Here is a 20,201-nt window from a genome sequence, read left to right as displayed (position 1 = left end):
CCTGGTTAAGCTTTGTATATCTTCACAGCACACTTCTTGTAGTCTGTCTGCTTGGATATAGGACATGTAGCATCAAGTGTAACCTTGTTGATATAAACCCTTTCATCGAACCATGGAACGAACACGAGTCCTCTTGGAGGTCTGTTTCTACCTCTTGTCTCAACTCTCGCTTTAACTTTACCACGTCTGGACTCAACCCATACAAGCTCTCCATCCTTCACACCAAGTTTTTTAGCATCAGCTGGATGCATGTAACAGAGTGCTTCAGGAACAGCTCTGTACAGTTCTGGAACTCTCATTGTCATTGTACCTGAGTGCCAGTGCTCAAGAACCCTACCTGTTGCAAGCCAGAATGGATATTCGCTATCAGGTGTTTCAGGTGGATCCATGTAAGGTCTGAAGAATATCTTAGCTTTATTCTTAAGGCTGAATTTCTGTTTTGTCTTAGGACCGAAAAGGTCTCCTTTTGGTAGAGATTTAAGAGCAGGTCCGTAGAATGCAAAATCTTCACCTGGAGCGAGTTTTCTAACGTAAGGATCGTATTTTGCGTTAAATCTCCAGAGTGTCTCTTTACCGTCAACAACAGGCCATCTGAGACCTCTCACTCTGTGGTATGTATCAAAGTATGCAAGGTCGTGTCCATGTCCATTACCAAACTTTCTATACTCTTCCCAGAGAGCTTTCTGTATGAAGAATCCATATCCTTTCCATGGTTTTCCATCTATACCACGTACATTTCTGTGGTCACCTTCAGCTTCTGTGTTTGGATGCATTTCTCCAGTATTAGGGTTCTTAGCTATTGGATCAGGCCATTTGAATGACTTGAAGTAATCGTTGGCAAACAGAACTTCGTAAAGTGTCATCTCTGGATCGTATCCCATCTCTTTAGCTTTATCAAGAACATTAGGAAGTACTGTTCCGTCTGAGAGTCTCCACTCCTTCCATACTTCTTTCAGTTTGAAGTACTTGGAGAACTCAACTATATGCCATATATCAGGCATAGCTTCACCTGGAGCAATAACCTGCTGTCTCCAGTGCTGTGTTCTTCTTTCAGCGTTACCATAAGCTCCCCATTTTTCGTATATCATTGCTGCTGGGAGAATAAGGTCAGCAACTTTAGCAGATATACCTGGGTAACTATCTGAAACTACGATAAAGTTATCCATCTTTCTGGCAGCTTTAATCCAGTGGTTCGCGTTGGCTGTATCCTGCCATGGGTTACATACCATTACCCATGCCCACTTAATCTTACCGTCCTCAAGATCTCTCATTATCTTAACGATGTGTGATCCAACTTTTGGATTTATTGTTCCTTCAGGAATTCTCCATATCTTTTCAGCGATCTTTCTGTGTTTTGGATTGAATACAACCATATCAGCAGGTAGTCTGTGTGCAAATGTTCCAACCTCTCTCGCTGTACCACAAGCAGAAGGCTGACCTGTGATTGAGAATGCACCGCTTCCTGGTTTAGCCTGCTTTCCTAGGAGGAGGTGAACTGTATATGCCAGCTCGTTACACCATGTTCCTCTTGTATGCTGGTTGAATCCCATTGTCCAGAAAGTAAGAGCCTTTCTATTTTTATCTATGTACAGATCAGCAAGTGCTTTGAGTTTTCTCTTGAATGTTTCTAGATCTTCATCAGGATCACCTTTTGCGATTCTTGCAACATAGTCAAGAGTATAAGGTTCAAGTCCTTTCTTGAAGTCTTCAAATGTGATTATCCAGTGTTTACCTGCCTGTTTAGCATGTTTCATCTGGATAATATCACCTTCTTTGTAACCGTAAATGCTTAAAGCTTTCGCCTCGAGGTTTGATACAGGCTTAGCAACCTGTTTTCTAACAGTTTCTCTTTCTTTTTCTGTAAAGCTTGGATGATCAGGTGTTCTCATTCCATAACCAATATCTATATAACCGGTTGCAAATACTGTATGTTTGTTCACAAAATCCCAGTCAATAGCTTCTGGATGGTTGTAAACTATCTCTCTTGCAATGTAGTTCCATATAGCTACATCTGTTGAAGGTCTGAATACAATATCAATATCTGCCAGATCCATTGTTCTGTGTCTGAATGTTGAAAGAACAACCAGTCTCACGTTATCAGGATCTGAGAGTTTTCTGTCAGTAACCCTTGCCCAGAGGATTGGGTGCATCTCAGCCATATTTGATCCCCAGACAAGGATTGTATCTGTGAGCTCGATATCATCGTAACATCCTGATGGTTCGTCAATTCCGAAAGTCTGTATAAATGCAGCAACCGCAGATGCCATACAGTGTCTTGCGTTAGGGTCAATGTTGTTAGTTCTCCATCCAGCTTTTGTGAGTTTTACAGCAGCATAACCTTCCATAATTGTGTACTGACCTGAACTGAAAATTGCTACCCCCTCTGGACCTAACTCGTTGTAAGCCTTCTTGAACTGCTTAGCCATTTCTTCAAAGGCTCTCTGCCAGCTAACAGGTCTGAACTTACCATTTTTGTCGAACTCTCCCCTTTCGTTCATTCTGAGAAGAGGTTTTGTCAGCCTGTCAGCACCGTACATGATTTTTGCAGTGAAGTAACCCTTAATACAGTTAAGACCCCTGTTAACAGGTGCTTTTGGATCCCCCTTAACAGCAACAATGCGGCCATCTTTTACAGCGATCATGATTCCGCAACCTGTTCCACAGAATCTACAGACCGCTTTATCCCATCTCCAGCCAGCCTCTGCTTCCCTTGCTGCAGCCATGGCTTCTTCAGGAACTTTCATTCCAACCGCTGCAGCTGCCGAGACCGCTGCTGCTGTTTTTAGGAAATCTCTACGGGACAGTTCAAATCCCGTTTCACGTTTTTCCCTTTCTTTGACCTCCATTTCCTGCTCCTATCCTGAGCTCCTTCTGCTCAGGGCTGGGCTACTTATATTCCGCCATTTTAAAGGATAGACACGACCCAGCAGGCGGTAATTTTGTCTATCCCTCTATAAAGATAAGATTAAAATCAACGGAATACTACATCTTAATCCTTATTCAATTCGTATATTGAATGTAAGTAGTTATCAGAGAACAATCATTGACATGAATCAATTATTTTCTCAAAAAAAATCCATACTATATATAGTGGATAAATTTTTTAGACCACTAAATATTGAGGAGGGTCAAGGTGGAAAGAAATCTGATAGACAGCTATTTAAAGAAGTTAGACTGGAGGGTTACGGAAAACAGTAATACCACTTACTCACTTCAGGGACTGAATTTCTATATATCTTCAGAGGTGACAAAACACTACTGGCTGACAAAGATATACACGAAGGATATAGCTGAGGCTCACAGAAATGGAGATTTCCATATCCATGATCTACAGAATCTTAGTGTTTACTGTGTAGGCTGGGATCTTTATGATCTTCTTATTAACGGTTTCAAAGGTGCTTATGGAAAAGCTGAAAGTAAACCTCCAAAACATTTTACATCGGCACTTGGACAGATAGTTAACTTCTTCTACACACTTCAGGGTGAGGCTGCAGGAGCTCAGGCTTTTTCCAATTTTGATACACTGCTTGCTCCCTTTGTCAGGTACGACGGTCTTTCCTACAGAGAGGTAAAACAGGCGATTCAGGAGTTTGTTTTTAATCTTAATGTTCCAACAAGGGTCGGTTTCCAGACACCATTTACAAACCTTACATTTGATCTAAAAGCTTCAGCATCAGCCTATGCAGATCAGTACGTGATAATAGGTGGTAAGGTTCAGAAAGAGAAGTACAAAGAGTTCCAGAAAGAGATGGATATGATAAACAGAGCATTTTTTGAGGTTATGTCTGAAGGTGATGCATCAGGAAGGATATTTACATTCCCTATCCCCACATACAACATAACAAAGGATTTTGACTGGGATAACCCTATATACGATGGTCTGTGGTATATGACAGGAAAGTACGGCATTCCTTACTTTGCAAACTTTGTAAACTCTGATATGGATCCAAATGACGCAAGAAGTATGTGCTGTAGACTTAGACTTGATATAAGAGAACTTAAGAAAAGAGGAGGTGGACTCTTTGGAGCAAACCCTCTAACAGGATCTATAGGTGTTGTAACGATAAATCTTCCAAGACTTGGATATCTTTCAAAGGATGAAAATGAGTTCTTCATCAGGCTTGAGTATCTCCTTGATCTTGCTAAGGAGAGTCTTGAGACAAAGAGAGCATTCTTAGAAGAACTTACAGAAAAAGGACTATACCCTTACTCAAAGTTTTATCTGAGAAGTATTAAGGAAAGAACAGGAAGCTTCTGGAAAAATCATTTTTCAACGATAGGTGTGATTGGTATGAATGAGGCATGCCTCAATCTTTTTGGTGAGAGCATAGCAACAGAAAGGGGTAAGGCATTCTCAGAAAAGGTTCTTGATTTCATAAGGGAAAAACTTTTCAGATACCAGGAAGAGACAGGTAATAACTACAACCTTGAAGCAACACCTGCTGAAGGAACATCTTACAGACTTGCGAGAATAGACAAAAGCAGATATCCGGACATAATCGTTGCAAACGAAGAAGACTATCAGAGAGGTGCACAGCCTTTCTATACAAACTCAACTCACCTTCCTGTTGATTACTCTGACGACCCTGTTTTTGTCCTGGATCATCAGGACAGCCTCCAGACTAAATACACAGGAGGAACAGTTATACATTTCTTCCTTGGAGAGAAGATATCTGAGAAGGAGAGTGTTAAAAAGTTCATAAAAACTGTGTGCGAAAACTACCATCTTCCTTACTTTACACTTACTCCTACATTCAGTGTATGCCCAAACCATGGATATATATCCGGTGAGCATAGATTATGTCCTGAATGTGATACAGAGACAGAGGTTTACTCAAGAATCGTTGGATATTTCAGACCTGTTAAATACTGGAATGATGGAAAGAAAGAAGAGTTTATTAAGAGAAAAAGTTATAAGATACGGGTTACCCTCAGGTAATCTCCTCCTGTTTTCTCCCCCCTCTCCCCGCTCCTCCCTCCCCGGGAGGCCTTTTTATATTAAAACTGAGGTAAAACAATCATGATTAAAATCGGCGGAATCCATAAATTTTCATTGATAGATTTTCCCTCAAGGATCTCTGCTGTGATATTCGTCCAGGGATGTAACCTGAGATGTCCTTACTGCCATAACAGACATCTTGTTCTACCTGAATATTTCGGATACACAATAGGAATTGATGAGGTTTTTAGATTTCTTGAAAGTAGAAAAAAGATGATTGAAGGTATAGTTATATCAGGTGGAGAACCAACAATATACGAAGGGATAAAAGATTTTATAAAAAAGATCAAGGAGTTTGGGTATCTTGTGAAATTGGATACAAATGGAACAAATCCTGAGGTATTAAAAGAGCTCATTGAGGAAAAACTTGTTGATTATGTTGCAATGGATATTAAAGCATCTGCCGGTAAGTACGAATATATATCAGGCTCATCAATAAGTATGGACAAAATTAAAAAAAGTATTGAAATTTTATTACAATCAGATATAGAATATGAGTTCAGAACAACTCTTATTAAGGACTTACTAACTTATAATGATATAATTAAAATAGGTCAGATGATAAAAGGAGCTAAAAGGTACGCTTTGCAGAACTTTGTTTCATCAGAAAATCTGATAAACAAAGAGATTAAGAATAAAACAGGTTTTTCCAGAGAGGAGAGAGAAAAACTGAAAAAGAGATTGAAAAATTACGTAAAAGAGATTATTTTGAGATGATAAAAAAATAAATAAGCAGCAGGTAATTAATTATGAATCTAAGAGATATTTATATCTTTGAAAATCTTTCAGATGAACACCTGAAAAAAATACAGAAAATCTCTTTTGAGAGGGAGTACGAAAGAGGTGATCTTCTCTTCTATGAGGGAGAGGAGCCTGAAAATCTTTACATACTTACCGAAGGTATACTGAGGGTTTACAAAACAGATATAAAAGGACATGAGATCACACTTCACCACTTCCATCCTGTATCTCTTATAGCTGAGAGGGCTAACTTTGAGAACATACCTTACCCTGCAAACGCTGAGTTTGAAACAAATGGAAAGGTTCTTGTAATCAATTTCAAAACATTTGAGAAGGAGCTATTAAAAGATTCAAACCTCTGTTTCAACATTGTAAAATCACTTTTATACAAAATAAAAATACTTGATGATGTTATCGTTCAAAACCTGATGATGGATGCTGTTACAAGAACAGCTAAATTTATTTACGAACACGAGGATCTATTTATATCATTAAAACATAACAAGATAGCCTCAATACTGAATATGACACCTGAAACTCTGTCAAGAATACTTAAAAAGTTCAAAACAAGGGGCATCATACAGAAGGATGGGGGAACATACAAAATAAACAGGGAAGAGTTAAAGAAACTTCTTTAGTTTTTCACTCTCCTTAAGAGATTTATAAAAAGTCCAAGGAATAAAACAGCATAACCTGTGTAAGTTGGAATAAGCCCCGGATCGTAATTGACAGAAAGAACTGAACCTTTCTCATCATTATCGTAAGAAGTCTGAAAAATCCTGTAACCTCTGTACTTTAAAGGATTGTTCATATAAATAACATAAGGTATCTCAGTGTTTCCATCCCTGAGAATAACATGACTTTCATAAGAAGAGACTTTGTCCGATCCAGGATATCTTTTCATCACAAAATCTTCCAGATACAAAGAAAATGGAAGCTTTATCTCTTTTGATCCCCATAACCCCTTTATCTCAACATCTTTTATATTTATCCTGTCTGGAATTCCCCTGTAGGATATACCTCTGCCTAAAAGATACAAAAACTTCTCTTCTCCCTCATACCTAACCTTAAAAATGAGTGAAGAGAGATCGTTCTCACCTCTAACAGGCTTAAAAACAGGTTTTATATGAAGATCTCCAGATAAAAGGATCTTTTCAACAGATATAACAAGACCACCTATGGCATAAAGTTTTCCTTTCTCCAGTCTCATATAACCTTTAACTTTATCCTTTTTAGCTGTCTGTGGATCGAAAACTAAAAATGGATAATTAGAGCCGATAAAAAAGCTGTTATCTTTTACGTATATATGGATATAAGGTTCATCAACAGAGGGCTTTTTATTAAAAAACAGGCTGACCCTTCCTATCTTTAAACTGCTACCATCCTTAAAGGGGTACTTCTTAAAATCCTTCCCTCTTTCCTTTATCTTCAGTAAAGCCACAGGAGCACCATCAGATCTCTCCACAAGATCAATATCAGCAACAGGTAAAAAATCAACAAGCTGTATGGAAAGTGTAGAACTTCCAATATTAAATCTTTTACTGAAGAAGTTCCCACCGGCAGATGATACATAAAATCTTTCCTCATACTTTATACTCTGGTTTTCTTTCTTTATAACAAAACTTATATAAGGATCGTAGGAGATCATATAACTTTTTTCTTCCCCTTCCCTTAGATGAACTGTCCCCTCATATCCTGAATACCTTGTTAAAACAGCACCTGAAAATATAAGCAGAAAAGAGAGATGTATTAAAAGAACAGAAGGTTCCCTCCACAACCTGTAAAGAAATATACCCCCTGTCAGGTTCAGTATGAGCAAAAGCCATAAAACCTCAAACCATCTTGATTTATAAACAAGGGAAAGGGCTGTTTCAGTTCCAAAATCGTTCTCGACGAATGTTCCTACAGCCATAGATACAGATAGGATGATAAAAAGAAATATGGAAAGCTTTATACTGAAGAGTTTACTAAAAGCAGATCTAAAAAAGTTCATACGTATATATTCCCATTTTTTTCAACTAATGTAAAACTACTTGATATAAATCATTATATTTGTTTTTCAGGACTGCTAAAATTTCTCCCTCTAAAAAAGATCTGGGGGTTTTCATGTTTTTTATATCCAAATACAGCCCGTTATTTTTCTTCCTTGCATTTGTAAACCTTATAGGGTCTCTAGTACTTAGAATAAATGGGTCTGATCATATAGATACAGCCATAATAACAGCTTTTGGGTTTGTTATATACACATTAATAGGTGCAGGTTACCAGATAATACCAAACTCACAGCAGAGGCAGATAAAGTATAAACATATTCAGGCTGTTGTTTTCTTCCTATCTGTTCTGTCATCTATCTTCCTTCTTACAGGTCAGTTTTTATACGCCTCAATATTTAACCTGATCACAGTTCTTATATTTACAGCTCATGTCTCAACAGTTGTTCACAACATTCAGCCTATTACTGTGAGATTTATAATCTCAAGTGTTGTTTATACTAATGTAGCATCTGTTTTTTTCCTACTATCACAGATAACAGGAAATATACTTCTCCAGACTGTTTTACATACTGTAACAGTTGGCGTTCTTCTTAATGCTGTTATAGGCGTTGAGCTTGCATGGATACCTATGATGCTTATGCACTCACTTAATATAAGACTGGGAAATATCATCTTCTATCTCCATCAGGTAACAACAGTTCTCCTTATAGGATCTTTCTACTTTTTTGATTACAGATATATACTTTTTGCTGGTATTTTTGAAACGGCTGTTATATTAGCATTCTTCTATGTGATATTCTCAGCTGTAAAACCATCAAGATCACTTATGAAAGTCCAGCCACCTATTAAGTACTTCTTAGGGGGACATCTTTTCCTTGTTATAGGTCTCCTTATGGCATTACATATATCTGCAAGTAAGATGATCCAGTTTATACCTGTTCATATGGATGCTATGATGTACGGCTTTGCCGCTCTTACTATATTTGGCGGTATGCTTCATCTAATGCCGAGAATAGTCTGGAATATGGTTCATATTAAAAAGGCAAGGGAAGGTAAAGAGATACCAAACGTTTTCCAGCTTATAGATTACAGAAAGGCGAACCTCTCCTTTTATATTATGACCGCTGGAACATTACTGATGATAGCACTTGAGTTTATGATGCTTCCTTCTTTTGCTTCCGTTGTTTATATACTGGCTTCCTTATACTTCTTTTATATTCTTTTTGTAAAGATGTTCATCTTTTATATAAGGTAGATAAATCTGAACTTCATCTCCCTATCAGGAAAGATCTTTTTTATAACCTCTGTGTAGTATCTCTCCTGAGGTCTGTATTTCTCTTCATCTTTTATCCTTCCTGTTTTGTAGTCCCCAACATATATAACTCCATTCTTCTCATAAACAATATCTATCTTACCTTCAATATAACGCCCCCCTTCCTTTAAAGTGAAAGGCATCTCCCTGAATATTATCCTTGAAGAGGAGATATCTTTGTAGGCATCTGATCTGATAAATCTCTTCAATTTTTCTAACGATATATCTCTTACTTTATCCCTGTTATCCTCTGTTATAAGTCCTGAAAATCTCTCAAAAAGTTCCTCTATCTCATTTTCAGCCTCTTTCAGATCTTCAGGAAAACTGAAATACTCAAGAATCTTATGAACAATAATCCCTGTCTCAACTGGTATATCCCTTTCCTTTAAACTGTCATCCTCAGATATCTGAAACTCCTCAACAACTGATTTTTCATTTTTCTCATCTATGAGAGCCGAGACTGTTGTAAAAATCTTCGCTGATACAGCCTTTTCAAACTCTTCCTTTCTTCCCTCTTCCTCATCTTTTAACAGTTTTAACTTTTCCATAATATTCCTGTCCTGTCTTTTAATGATATCGCTCCAGTACCTGATATTATTTGATATACCAGACGGTTCAGTCATTTTTATCTCAAGTTTAAAACTAACAGGTTTCCTATCCTGTGTGTAAACTGTAACTTCCTTACCATTTATCCTCTCAATAACAGTCTCTATCTCATTCATATACCCTTTGCTTCCTGAATAGAACAGAATAAGCCTCTCTTTAGCCCTTGTAAAAGCAACATATAGAAGTCTTTTTTCCTCAAGATAGATCTTTCTTTTTACCTTTTCCTCATCAAAGTTTAATGTTCTTGCCACCTCCCTGTTGTAATCATCTCTTATCCTTACCATGATCTCATCTTCAACAGTGAAGAAACCGTTTGTACTTCTGTTTATCCTTTCAGAGAGTCCAGGGATTATAACAACCTTAGCTTCCAGACCTTTTGATCTGTGCATTGTCATCACTTTAACAAATCTGTCATCTGTGGTTATTAAAGCATCCTCTTCATCTTTATACCTGTTATCCTCTAAAAACTGTATAAAATCTCTCAGCTGGAAATTCTCACCTTCAAGTCTGTCTGCGATAAACTTCAGCTTCTCAAGATTTGCTACTTTCTGTTTGCCGTCTGGATAAAGAGAAAATATCTCCAGAACAGGCAGATCTCTGTATACACGATCTAATATCTGTGATATATTCAGGCTGTCCTTTATCTCCTCTAATCTTTTTATCTCCTTTAGCTGGGGTATTCTGTCAATATAAAGATCATTTCTTATCTGATAAATCTCTTTATCTGAAAAACTGAAAACTGGAGACTTCAAAACTTTTAAAAGTGTAAGCTGATCGTAAGGATACTGTATCAGCTTTAAAATATTAAGGACTGTTATAACTTCAACACTGTTGTAAAAGTTTGAACTCAAGAAAGATATGAAAGGTATATTTGATTTTCTCAGCTCCTGAATATACCTATCAGTTTTACTTCTTGATCTGAAGAGAACAAGTATATCCTCAGGACTGTATCCTGAGTTTAAGAGCTGTTTTATCTTTTCTGCAAGGGCAACAGGCTCTGTATCACTTTCGGTTTTTACTATCTCAACAGGATCTGTTATATCCAGACTTTTTTCTGACGAATAAAAAAGTTCAGGTATATACTTCTCTTCAAGATGATAGAGCTCCTTCACCTTCCTATTTGAGTAATCCCTGTTTAAAAAATCGTTCTCCACGAAAAAAAGATTAAAAAATCCCACTAAAGAAGGACCGCTTCTGTAACAAACATTAAGTGTTCTTTCTTCAAAATCTTCTGTGAAACTTATATAGTTGTACAGATCAGCTGATCTCCACTCGTAAATACACTGCTTTGGATCTCCAAAAACGATAAGATCAGATCTTTCAGAAAGCATCCTTATTATATCTGTCTGTATCTGGTCTGTATCCTGAAACTCGTCTATAAAAAATGCCTTAAACCTCTCCCTGTACTCCTCTAAAAGGTCAGGGTATCTCAAAAAGATCTCTTTTGATCTGAGAATTATATCGCTGTAAGTTATAAGATGGTTTTCTCTCTTTTTCTCCTCAAAAATCTGTAAAAACTCATCAAAGTTGTCAAGAATAATAAGAAAGTTTAAATAGAGGGCGTTGTTCCTCAACTCTTCAAGAGTGTTTATAAGCTGATCCTCAAGTTCTAATACCTTTTCCTTATCTAAACTTTTAAGTGATCTGTGATTTTTAACATTTTTATGTTTCAAAAGCTTTGGGAAGTTTTTATTTTTCTCTACCTTTATCTGTGTAAATCTTTCCTGCTTTATCTTTGTATAGATATCCTTAAGATCGGTTTTTAAAAATTCCTGACTGTCCACAAAATCCCTGTAGTGATCCTTTATAAAATCATCCAAAAGTTTTAGAGCTTTCTCTTTTAACCTTTTTATATACCCCTCACGTTCTTCTATACTTTCTTTTCTGTATCTTTCTATCTTCCACAGATTGGCGTATATGTTCTTGAATACTGTGTATATCTGATTCTTCCCTGAAAAATAGTTAGCAAGTATACCAGCCCTCTCCCTGTTTTTCTCAAGAAAGATCTCAAAGCTCTCAAAAAATAAGGCCTCCTGCTGTAAATCATCAATAACCTTGATATCCTCTGTTATTCCTGATTTATCAGGATTTGCCTTGAGTATCCTTAGGAGAAGTGAGTGTATCGTTCCTATATAGCTATGCTGGACATTTCTGAAATTACTGAAAAGTAATTTAAGCTGATCAGGGTTTTTCTGATTTTCGTATATCTTCTCCTTTATTCTGGCGTATATTCTGCTTTTCAGCTCTGAAGCGGCCTTCTCTGTGAATGTTGATACAAATACCTGATCTATATTTATCCTTTTTCTGATTATATACTCATCAACGATCTTTTCTACAAGTGTATATGTTTTCCCTGTTCCAGCAGAGGCTATATAGTTTATCCTTTCCATAATCTCTTAAAAAAGCCGAAAATCCCCGACTTTTTCTCTTCTCTTTTTCTGTAAAGTGGCTCTTCCTTGAGCTGATCAATAATACTTTTTATCTCCTGTAAAAGATCTATCTGTCTCTCAAAAAGCTGTATCATATCTTTTACAGCCTTAACACCATAACCGTAGTTCTGTAAAATCCAGTTGTAGTTATCCTGGTATTTCTTCAGCTCTAAAGCCAAAAATCTTATATTCTCCTCATTTATCCATCCTGTCTCAAGATATCTAACAAATGTGTAAAGATCAGGATAGCTCTCGTCCATATTTACGGAAAGTATTGTGTGCCAGAGCTGTCCAGCTATAAGCCTCCCGTCCTCATAAAGTCTCTCAAAAGATCTTTTAATATCCTCATTTACTGTCATATAGTAGATCTTCTCAAAATCTTCCATATTCTTAAGGTGCGGCCATACATTCTGATCAAGATCTTTAAGCTCTTCTCCAATTTTTAAAAGCTTTTTTATCTTATCTTCAACAGGTTTGAAATCCTCTCTGATCTCCAATGTAGAACCCCACAATAATTCTGATAATAATGATATTACATCTTTAAGGGATTTAAAAATTCAGTCAGTATAGATCTTATCAATACATCCTTTTTCCTTTCCCTTTTCAATTAAGGTTTTCGTCTCTTTCTCTATTTCTCTGAATTTTTTGTGAAGCCTGTGGTGATCTCTGATCTTCTTTCTGTAAAAGAGAAACCCTGAAATAACCGAGAAAAGATAAAAAAGATAAACATAGAATGGATGGTTTTCGTACCAGTATGTGTAAAGAACTACAAGATTATGTATAACAAAAATGGTAAATATCACAGCTGAACCTATCCATACAGCGTAAAGCATACTGTCAGGCTCGTTTCCATAAGCCTCAAGACTTAAAAGCTTTCTTCTGTTTTCATTTATCTTTTTCTTTATACTTTTACACTCCTCACTATCATCTTTATTTATGATCTGCTCCCTTATCTGTATATTACTTATCTCACTCTGGCTGTTTAACGTTTTGTAATCATCAAGAAACTTTGGATTTTCATTTAAAAGATGGAGGATCTCCTCAACGGTAAGACCCTCCTTTCCAGAAAGCTCTTTCATCTCATTGTATATAAATGTGTAAAGACCATCTTCCTTTATAAGTCTCGCAGCCTTCTGAATATCTAACATACCTATCCTTTCTGAACAGCTGCTGCTGTTTCAGGTACAACAACATCCCTGTCTATACTTGATGGCCTGAATATCCCTATCAGACCTTTAAGACCAATAGTTGCCACTATATTGAACATGAAAAGTACCCATGCGAGTATCAGCATAAAACCAAAAACAGCAGCAGGAATCATATAGATCATATACTCCCCTTCTGTGTAAATATGTCTTCTCAGCATACCGTCTATCCCTGCCATTCCCATAAACGCCCCCATTCCTATACCACCTATCAGATGCAACCAGAAATGCCAGTTTGCCAGTTTCTGGCTGTAAAGTTTCACTGAGTTGTTCGTGAGTATAGGGAATAGAACATATATAGCACTGTAAAGAGTCATTGTAAGACCTACAAGAATGGCAACATGGAAATGGGCTCCTGCTACCCACTGTGTGTTATGTAAAAGTCTGTTCATACCTAAATCAGCCTGTATTATACCTGCAGGAACTGCAAGTGCAAACCCGAGAAGACCACCAAGTAAAAACTTAAGCTCATTTGACATCTTTAAAGGTCTTGCAAGCCATAGAGTCGTAAGAGTTATAAAGAATGCAAGACCCTGCGTTATAAGCTCAAATGCTGTTATCATCTCACCTGATGCAAGCTTCATGATCTCAGGCTGAGGCTGGTCAGATAGAAGGTGGTGACTCCATACAGCCCATGAAACGAGAAGCTCAAGAAGAAGTGCTGCTCTCGCTATATTCTGCATGAACAGATTTCTTCCTGATATTATCATAGCAAGGAGATACCATGTACCGGCAACATATATCAGAACAAGCCCATCAGCTATAAGATCAAGACCCCACCAGAATATATTTTTGTAAAGAAGTGCATCAACCGCATGATAGTGCAATCCCCAGCTGAAAACCTCATTTCCTATATAAAAGAGTATAAGCAATCCTGCTGAAAGAATAACAAGGGCATCAAGGAATGTGTCAACAGTTCCCCTGAATATGGCAACAATAGGAAGTGAGAGAGGCGGCTCTTTAACATAAGGCTCTTTCCCTCTTATCTTATTGACGATATTCAAAAATCCATCAATACCAAATGCACTCATAAGAAGTGGTTTTACCGGCTGTTTTTTCTGCCCCTTAGGTGTATGAAACACAGTTGCGTAAGTATTAAAGATAAAAGCTAACGTCCCTATCATAATAAAGGCAACACCGAGGACAAACATAAAACCACCTGCAACACTGAACTGTGTAAAATCAACAGGTAAAGGCCAGTATATTGTGTATAAAGGTGCGTAATGGTAGATAAAACCTGAAAGCCATACAAGAACTGTTCCCACCGTCATTATAAGCCATGTAAAGTTAGCTAACTTTATGCTGAAAATAGGTTTTTTCATCAGATATGGAACGAGAAATGTGAAAGATCCAAAGACAAGGAGATATGTTGAACCAAATATACCAACTATAGGATGTGCTGTCATAATAGAGAAGTAATGACTCTCATCTATAAGAGGGAGAGGTTTTACTGCATAACCTCTCATAATCATACCTTCTATAGCTGCAACACCATAGAACAAAAGACCTATAACAACGAATCTCAGTGTTACCTTTTGAAGTGGACTTAGTCCCTCATGATTAAGGCCACCGCTGTAACCTTTTAAAAGAATATCCTTTATACTCATCTCACCCCCTCCCTCATTGCTAATCTTTCACATCCAACAACCTTAAACGCATCAGGAACCTTCATATAAGCCCCTTTTGGACCTGAGTACTCTGTACTGAGAACATAAAAAGTTCTTTCCTCAGTGAACTTCCAGAGGAGAACATTCCTATGTTGTGGAACTACCTGCATCTGAAAGACCATACTGTTATTCTCCCTGAAAAGTCCAAAACCGTAAGTAAGATCCTCACTTGTAACATTAAACCTTACAACCTCACCACATTTTATTGTTATAGGCGTTTCCTCAGGGATAATGAATGTGTGATCCTTGATATGGACATTTATCTCCCTGTCCGGCTGGATTTTATGTTTTTTTAACTCCCATGCAACCCAGGGAACCTTGTTGTAGGTAAGAATATGAATCCCTACTCCTATAACTACAAGCATCCCGAGATAGCTGTAGAAAACCTTCGGAGTCAGCCATGTTCTGTTTGAGTCCGGTTTTTTTGTAACCCTGTAGCCAAACCATCCTATAAATGAGATGATAGCAAATGCATAGATGGTGTAAACGATCTTTAACATCCACAACACGTCCGCTGATGTGACCATAATACAACCTCCCCTTAATTTTTACAGACTTATCCCCCAGCAGATCTTTTATGGTTTTTAACGGACGTGTACCTTGATATATATTTTTTATATTTTTATATTTCCTGAAAGTTTAACAGAATACTCCCTGTAAAAAATTGACCTTTATCAAAATTAAAAATTTGAGGTTATCCAAGTAGATCTTTAAGCCTGTTTTCCCAACCTTTTCTCAACTCTTCCATACTGTCAGTTATATGGAGATCTCCTATCTTAAGATCAAGATAAGAGCTGTCCTTTACAACTCCTACAACCTTGAAGCCTAAAGCAAGTTCCCTTGCCTTTGCCTCAAGATAGGGGATATCTTCCTCTGAAGCTGATATAACAACAATACTCCTCATCTCATCAAAAAGCTCAAAATCAGGTCTGTGATCCGTTTTTATCTGTATATCAAGTCCAAATGTTCTTTCCTCTCCAAATGCTGATTCCAGTATGGCTGTTATCAGCCCACCATCCGATACATCATGGGCTGATTTTATCCTATCCCTGTTCTTATGAATAAATTCCATCATCTTTTTCTCTATCTCAATATTTACAGGTGGTATAGACCCTGAAACTACTCCGTGAACCTCTTTAAGATACTCACTGCCGTTAACTGTAGGATTTCTGTCTAACTCACCTATAAGAACAACAATATCTCCCTCTTCCTGGTAAAAGGAAGGTATAGCATCTTCAGGTCTGTCAAGAACACCTACAGCCACAACAGTAGGAGTAGGATATATATTTATCCTTCTATCAGGTAAAACCGTCTCGTTGTACAGGGAGACATTACCGCTTATAACCGGCGTGTTAAGCTGCCTGCAGGCATCTGCCATCCCTTTTGTTGCCTGTTCAAACTGCCACATTATCTCAGGATTCTCAGGATTTCCCCAGTTAAGACAGTCAGTTATCGCAAGGGGTTTTGCCCCAGATATATAAACATTTCTCACAGCCTCAACAACAACCCTTTTGCCGCCTTCATAAGGATCAAGGTATACCCATCTCCCATTTCCGTCTGACGATATGGCAACAGCTTTTTCAGAGTTTATCTCAGGCTTAACAGCCCATCTTACCCTTAAAACCGCAGCATCACTTCCAGGTTTCACAACAGTGTTTATACCAACCTCATGGTCATACTGTCTGTAAACCCACTCCTTCTTTGCTATCGTTGGTGAAAAAAGAACTGTCCTAATAGCCTCTTTAATATCAACCTCAGGGAGACTGTTCTGATCAAAAGCTCTTGTCTCCTTAAGATACTCAGGCTCCTTTCTAGGTCTGTTATAAACAGGTGCATCATCAACGATAGCTGATATTGGAAGATCAGCCACCTTCTCACCTTTATAAAAAACTTCCATCCTTTTTGTGTCTGTTGTCTCTCCTATAACAGCTGCCTCAAGACCGTAGGATTTTGCTATTTTTATAACCTGATCAACATTTTCCTCATCAACAGCATATAGCATCCTTTCCTGTGATTCAGATAGCAGTATCTCATAAGGTGTCATTCCCTCTTCCCTTAAAGGAACATTCTCAAGATAGACCCTCACACCCATTCCTGATTTTGATCCAAACTCTGATGTTGATCCTGCAAAACCAGCAGCTCCAAAATCCTGACATCCTACAATAAGACCTTTCTGCATAACCTCAAGAGTACACTCAATAAGCCTTTTCCCAAAAAATGGATCACCTATCTGGACATTAGGTCTTTTTGATTCAGACTCCTCAGAAAACTCAGCTGATGCCATTGTTGCTCCATGTATCCCATCTCTACCTGTTGAGGAGCCTACCATAACCATCTTCTGTCCTACCTTTGTAGCCCTCGCTCTGAACATCTTGTCCTTCTCAAGTATCCCAAGACAGAAGGCGTTTACAAGGGGATTTCCAGCATAAACCTCATCAAATACGACTTCTCCACCAACTGTTGGAACACCTATACAGTTTCCGTAAAATCCAATACCTTTAACAACACCCTGAACTATAGGTTTTGCATCCTTTATGCTTTTTCTTTTTCCATCATTTCTGACATCCCCAAACCTGAGGCTGTCAAAAGCACATACAGGTCTTGCTCCCATTGAGAGAATATCCCTTATAATTCCACCAACACCTGTTGCCGCTCCATGAAAAGGCTCTATATAAGAGGGATGGTTATGACTCTCTATCTTGAAAGCTACAGCATACTTATCATCTATCTCAACAACACCTGCATTCTCTCCAGGTCCCTGTATAACCCATGGTGCATCTGTTGGAAATACCTTCAGGAAAGGCTTTGATGATTTATATGAACAGTGTTCACTCCATAAAGCACCGAATATACCGAGCTCAACCTCATTAGGTTCCCTGCCTATAAGCTGAACTATCCTTTTATACTCATCTAAAGTCAGTCCATGTGCTGAAAGAACTTTCTCTTCCATCCATTACTCCTTAAATTTTAATCAACTAATATTTTATCAGGATTTAATCCTTAACAAACAGGTAATGAGTTATCAGGACAATATTATGATAAAATCTTTATTCACACTAACGGAATCGGAGAGTTGTGTATGCTCGTTTATGCCTTACAGGTCAATCTTGAGCTTGGAAATACAGAAAAAAATATTGAAAAGGTTTTCTCATATATAAAAAAGGTTAAGAAAGGTTCCCTTGTACTACTTCCGGAGATGTTCAGCTGCGGCTTTGATAACGAAAATTTAGACATACATGTTAAAGAAACACCTTCCATTTACAAACAGCTGAAAAAGATATCACATGAAAAACATCTTGTTATATCAGGAACACTACCCGAGAAGTCAAGAAGCGGGATATACAACAAGGCATTCGTTATAGACAATGGTGAGATCGTTTACAAACAGGCGAAGGTAAAGCTCTTCAGGCCAACAGGAGAACACAAATACTACAGGGCAGGAAAAAATTTTGATGTAACAGAAAGCTCAAACGGGAATCTTGGGATAATGATATGTTTTGAACTCAGATTTCCAAATATCTCCTATACACTCAGGAAAAAAGGGGTTGAGATCATACTCGTTCCTGCACAGTGGGGAAAACCACGTAAAAAACATCTTGAGATACTTTCACAGGCAAGGGCTATAGAGGATCAGGCATTTGTTATAGTGAGCAACACAACGGGGAGGATAGGAGATATTGATTACGCAGGAAGCTCAGGAATATACGATCCCTGGGGTGAACCCCTTGCCTTTATCGATGAAGAGGAGGGAATGATTGAGGCTGATATAAATCTTAATGATATCTACAAGATAAGAAGAAAAATAAGGATGGATATATAGGAGGTATAAGTTGGATTACAGGGAAAGACTTAAAGAGATGATAAATGAAAGGGCTTTAAAGGTTTCCGACAGGCCTATATTCAAACTCTCATCTGGAAAGATGAGTACTTACTATATGGATTTAAGAACGATAACACTTGATCCTGAAGGTGGTTTTATAATAGGCAATCTTATATTTGAGATGATAAAGGATAGAAATCCTGATGCCGTTGGTGGTCTCACACTTGGTGCTGATCCCATCTCTTACGCTACAGCATTGATCTCATACATAAACAGAAAACCTATAAAACCTTTTGTTGTAAGAAAAGAGCCTAAAGGACACGGAACAGGAAAACAGATAGAGGGAAACGTCAAGCCAGGAGAGAAGGTTTTTATTGTTGAGGATGTTGTTACAACAGCAGGATCATCACTAAAGGCAGCAAAAGTTGCCAGAGATTTTGGACTTGAGATATTAGGTATAATAGCGATAGTTGACAGAGAGGAAGGTGGAGAGGAGAACATAAGAAAAGAAGGGTTTGATTTCTTCCCTGTATTTAAGATCTCGGAATTTCTCAATAGATAGGATGTTTCACAAACCAGTAGATAATAAAAGCGAAAAAGCCTCCAAGAACTGTCAGATAGGAGGCTTTCTTACCCTTCTCATGTTTTATCACCATAATATGTATTATAAAACCGTAGTAAATCCAGAGGAATGAAAGCGCAAGCTGTTTAAGATCCCATATCCAGTGTTTCCCAAGATATACACTTGACCATACAGATGAGGCTATAAGTGCAAGTGATAGTGTTATAAACGCAAGAACATTTGATTTGTACTCTATATCCTGGAGCAGAACAAGAGAAGATGAGAATTTAGAAACAAGAAATGAGTCAAGCTTTTTCTTCTTAAGATCCCTCTCTGTAAGTATATACACAAATGCAACAACAGCAGCTGCAATTATAAAAGCGTAAGCCATCATAGACAGGATAACATGGGCATAAAACCAGAAATTCTTATAAAGCTGTTGATCGGTCCCAACATTTGGAAGTGTCATAGCTATTAGAAAAACATTTATAGGTGCAAATATAGATCCAAAATCCCTGAGCTGTTTTTTATACTTGAGAGACAGTCCGTAAAAAACAACAGCAAGTAAAAAAGCGAGGAAAAATGGAAGCTCTTTTGCTGTTGCAACAGCAAAACTCTTCTCCTGTATATCCCTTATCCCTATATAAAGAAGCTGTAAAAGAAATCCTATACCAAAAAATGAGAAACCTACCCTTTCTCCGATCTTTTTCTTTGTAAATATGTACATCCAGAAAACAAGGGATGATAAAAAGTAGGACATCAGGGAGGCTACCAGTATTATTTTCAGCATCCTTTTTTCCTCTTATACTACATGACAAATATTATACACGGTAACACTCTTAATAGTATAATCTATTAACCAAAAA

15 protein-coding genes are annotated in these 20,201 nt (G+C 37.6%); 6 read left to right on the top strand and 9 right to left on the bottom strand.

Annotated elements, in window-relative coordinates; translation table 11 throughout:
* Positions 1-5: 5 nt before the first annotated feature.
* Positions 6-2,846: a nitrate reductase catalytic subunit NapA gene (napA, locus tag PERMA_RS01475; protein ID WP_015898889.1), complete on the bottom strand. Its 2,841-nt coding sequence runs from the start codon at positions 2,844-2,846 to the stop codon at positions 6-8.
* A 287-nt stretch (positions 2,847-3,133) separates the two neighbouring features.
* On the opposite strand from napA, the gene PERMA_RS01470 reads away from it, so the two are divergent.
* The 3 genes from PERMA_RS01470 to PERMA_RS01460 all read left to right on the top strand — a co-directional run bounded on the left by PERMA_RS01470 (position 3,134) and on the right by PERMA_RS01460 (position 6,378).
* On the top strand, positions 3,134-4,939 hold the full coding sequence (locus PERMA_RS01470) for a ribonucleoside triphosphate reductase (RefSeq protein ID WP_012676142.1): 1,806 nt from the start codon (positions 3,134-3,136) through the stop codon (positions 4,937-4,939).
* Between the two features lie 81 nt (positions 4,940-5,020).
* Complete coding sequence (locus tag PERMA_RS01465) at positions 5,021-5,716, top strand: anaerobic ribonucleoside-triphosphate reductase activating protein (RefSeq protein WP_012676735.1); 696 nt, start codon at positions 5,021-5,023, stop codon at positions 5,714-5,716.
* A 32-nt stretch (positions 5,717-5,748) separates the two neighbouring features.
* On the top strand, positions 5,749-6,378 hold the full coding sequence (locus PERMA_RS01460) for a Crp/Fnr family transcriptional regulator (protein ID WP_012676206.1): 630 nt from the start codon (positions 5,749-5,751) through the stop codon (positions 6,376-6,378).
* Here PERMA_RS01460 and PERMA_RS01455 read toward each other — a convergent pair.
* On the bottom strand, positions 6,375-7,733 hold the full coding sequence (locus PERMA_RS01455) for a cytochrome c biogenesis ResB family protein (protein WP_012675522.1): 1,359 nt from the start codon (positions 7,731-7,733) through the stop codon (positions 6,375-6,377). The genes PERMA_RS01460 and PERMA_RS01455 overlap by 4 nt on opposite strands.
* Positions 7,734-7,846: 113 nt before the next feature.
* Here PERMA_RS01455 and PERMA_RS01450 point away from each other — a divergent pair, with 113 nt between their 5' ends.
* A complete protein-coding gene (locus PERMA_RS01450; protein WP_012676810.1) occupies positions 7,847-8,989 on the top strand; it encodes a hypothetical protein in 1,143 nt (380 codons plus the stop codon).
* Here the strand turns inward: PERMA_RS01450 and PERMA_RS01445 are convergent.
* From PERMA_RS01445 to purL, 6 genes are all read right to left on the bottom strand, one after another.
* Positions 8,977-12,042 carry a UvrD-helicase domain-containing protein gene (locus PERMA_RS01445; protein ID WP_012675759.1) on the bottom strand — a complete coding sequence of 1,022 codons (3,066 nt, stop codon included), beginning with the start codon at positions 12,040-12,042 and terminating at the stop codon, positions 8,977-8,979. The genes PERMA_RS01450 and PERMA_RS01445 overlap by 13 nt on opposite strands.
* On the bottom strand, positions 12,030-12,578 hold the full coding sequence (locus PERMA_RS01440; protein ID WP_012675496.1) for a hypothetical protein: 549 nt from the start codon (positions 12,576-12,578) through the stop codon (positions 12,030-12,032). Before PERMA_RS01440 ends, PERMA_RS01445 begins: the two co-directional genes overlap by 13 nt.
* 60 nt (positions 12,579-12,638) lie before the next feature.
* Positions 12,639-13,229, bottom strand: coding sequence for a hypothetical protein (locus PERMA_RS01435; RefSeq protein ID WP_012676634.1), 591 nt, complete (start codon positions 13,227-13,229; stop codon positions 12,639-12,641).
* 2 nt (positions 13,230-13,231) lie between these two features.
* A complete protein-coding gene (locus PERMA_RS01430) occupies positions 13,232-14,893 on the bottom strand; it encodes a cbb3-type cytochrome c oxidase subunit I (RefSeq protein WP_012675288.1) in 1,662 nt (553 codons plus the stop codon).
* Positions 14,890-15,480 carry a cupredoxin domain-containing protein gene (locus tag PERMA_RS01425; RefSeq protein ID WP_012676493.1) on the bottom strand — a complete coding sequence of 197 codons (591 nt, stop codon included), beginning with the start codon at positions 15,478-15,480 and terminating at the stop codon, positions 14,890-14,892. The genes PERMA_RS01430 and PERMA_RS01425 overlap by 4 nt, the downstream gene beginning before the upstream one ends.
* 167 nt (positions 15,481-15,647) lie before the next feature.
* Positions 15,648-17,903 carry a phosphoribosylformylglycinamidine synthase subunit PurL gene (gene purL / locus PERMA_RS01420; RefSeq protein ID WP_012676381.1) on the bottom strand — a complete coding sequence of 752 codons (2,256 nt, stop codon included), beginning with the start codon at positions 17,901-17,903 and terminating at the stop codon, positions 15,648-15,650.
* A gap of 129 nt (positions 17,904-18,032) precedes the next feature.
* Between purL and PERMA_RS01415 the strand changes: the two genes are divergently transcribed.
* Together PERMA_RS01415 and pyrE are read left to right on the top strand one after the other, a co-directional pair.
* Positions 18,033-18,773 (top strand): nitrilase-related carbon-nitrogen hydrolase, encoded by a 741-nt coding sequence (locus PERMA_RS01415; RefSeq protein ID WP_012675530.1) that lies wholly within the window; start codon positions 18,033-18,035, stop codon positions 18,771-18,773.
* A 10-nt stretch (positions 18,774-18,783) separates the two neighbouring features.
* On the top strand, positions 18,784-19,335 hold the full coding sequence (gene pyrE / locus PERMA_RS01410; RefSeq protein WP_012675679.1) for an orotate phosphoribosyltransferase: 552 nt from the start codon (positions 18,784-18,786) through the stop codon (positions 19,333-19,335).
* Here the strand turns inward: pyrE and ccsA are convergent.
* Positions 19,325-20,125 carry a cytochrome c biogenesis protein CcsA gene (gene ccsA, locus PERMA_RS01405; RefSeq protein ID WP_012676295.1) on the bottom strand — a complete coding sequence of 267 codons (801 nt, stop codon included), beginning with the start codon at positions 20,123-20,125 and terminating at the stop codon, positions 19,325-19,327. The two genes, pyrE and ccsA, sit on opposite strands and share 11 nt — an antisense overlap.
* Positions 20,126-20,201: the final 76 nt, after the last annotated feature.

The sequence above is a fragment of the Persephonella marina EX-H1 genome (assembly GCF_000021565.1).
GTDB classification, from domain to species: domain Bacteria; phylum Aquificota; class Aquificia; order Aquificales; family Hydrogenothermaceae; genus Persephonella; species Persephonella marina.
The sequence above is the reverse complement of the archived record's forward strand: the minus strand, read 5'-3'. Positions and strand labels throughout refer to the sequence as shown.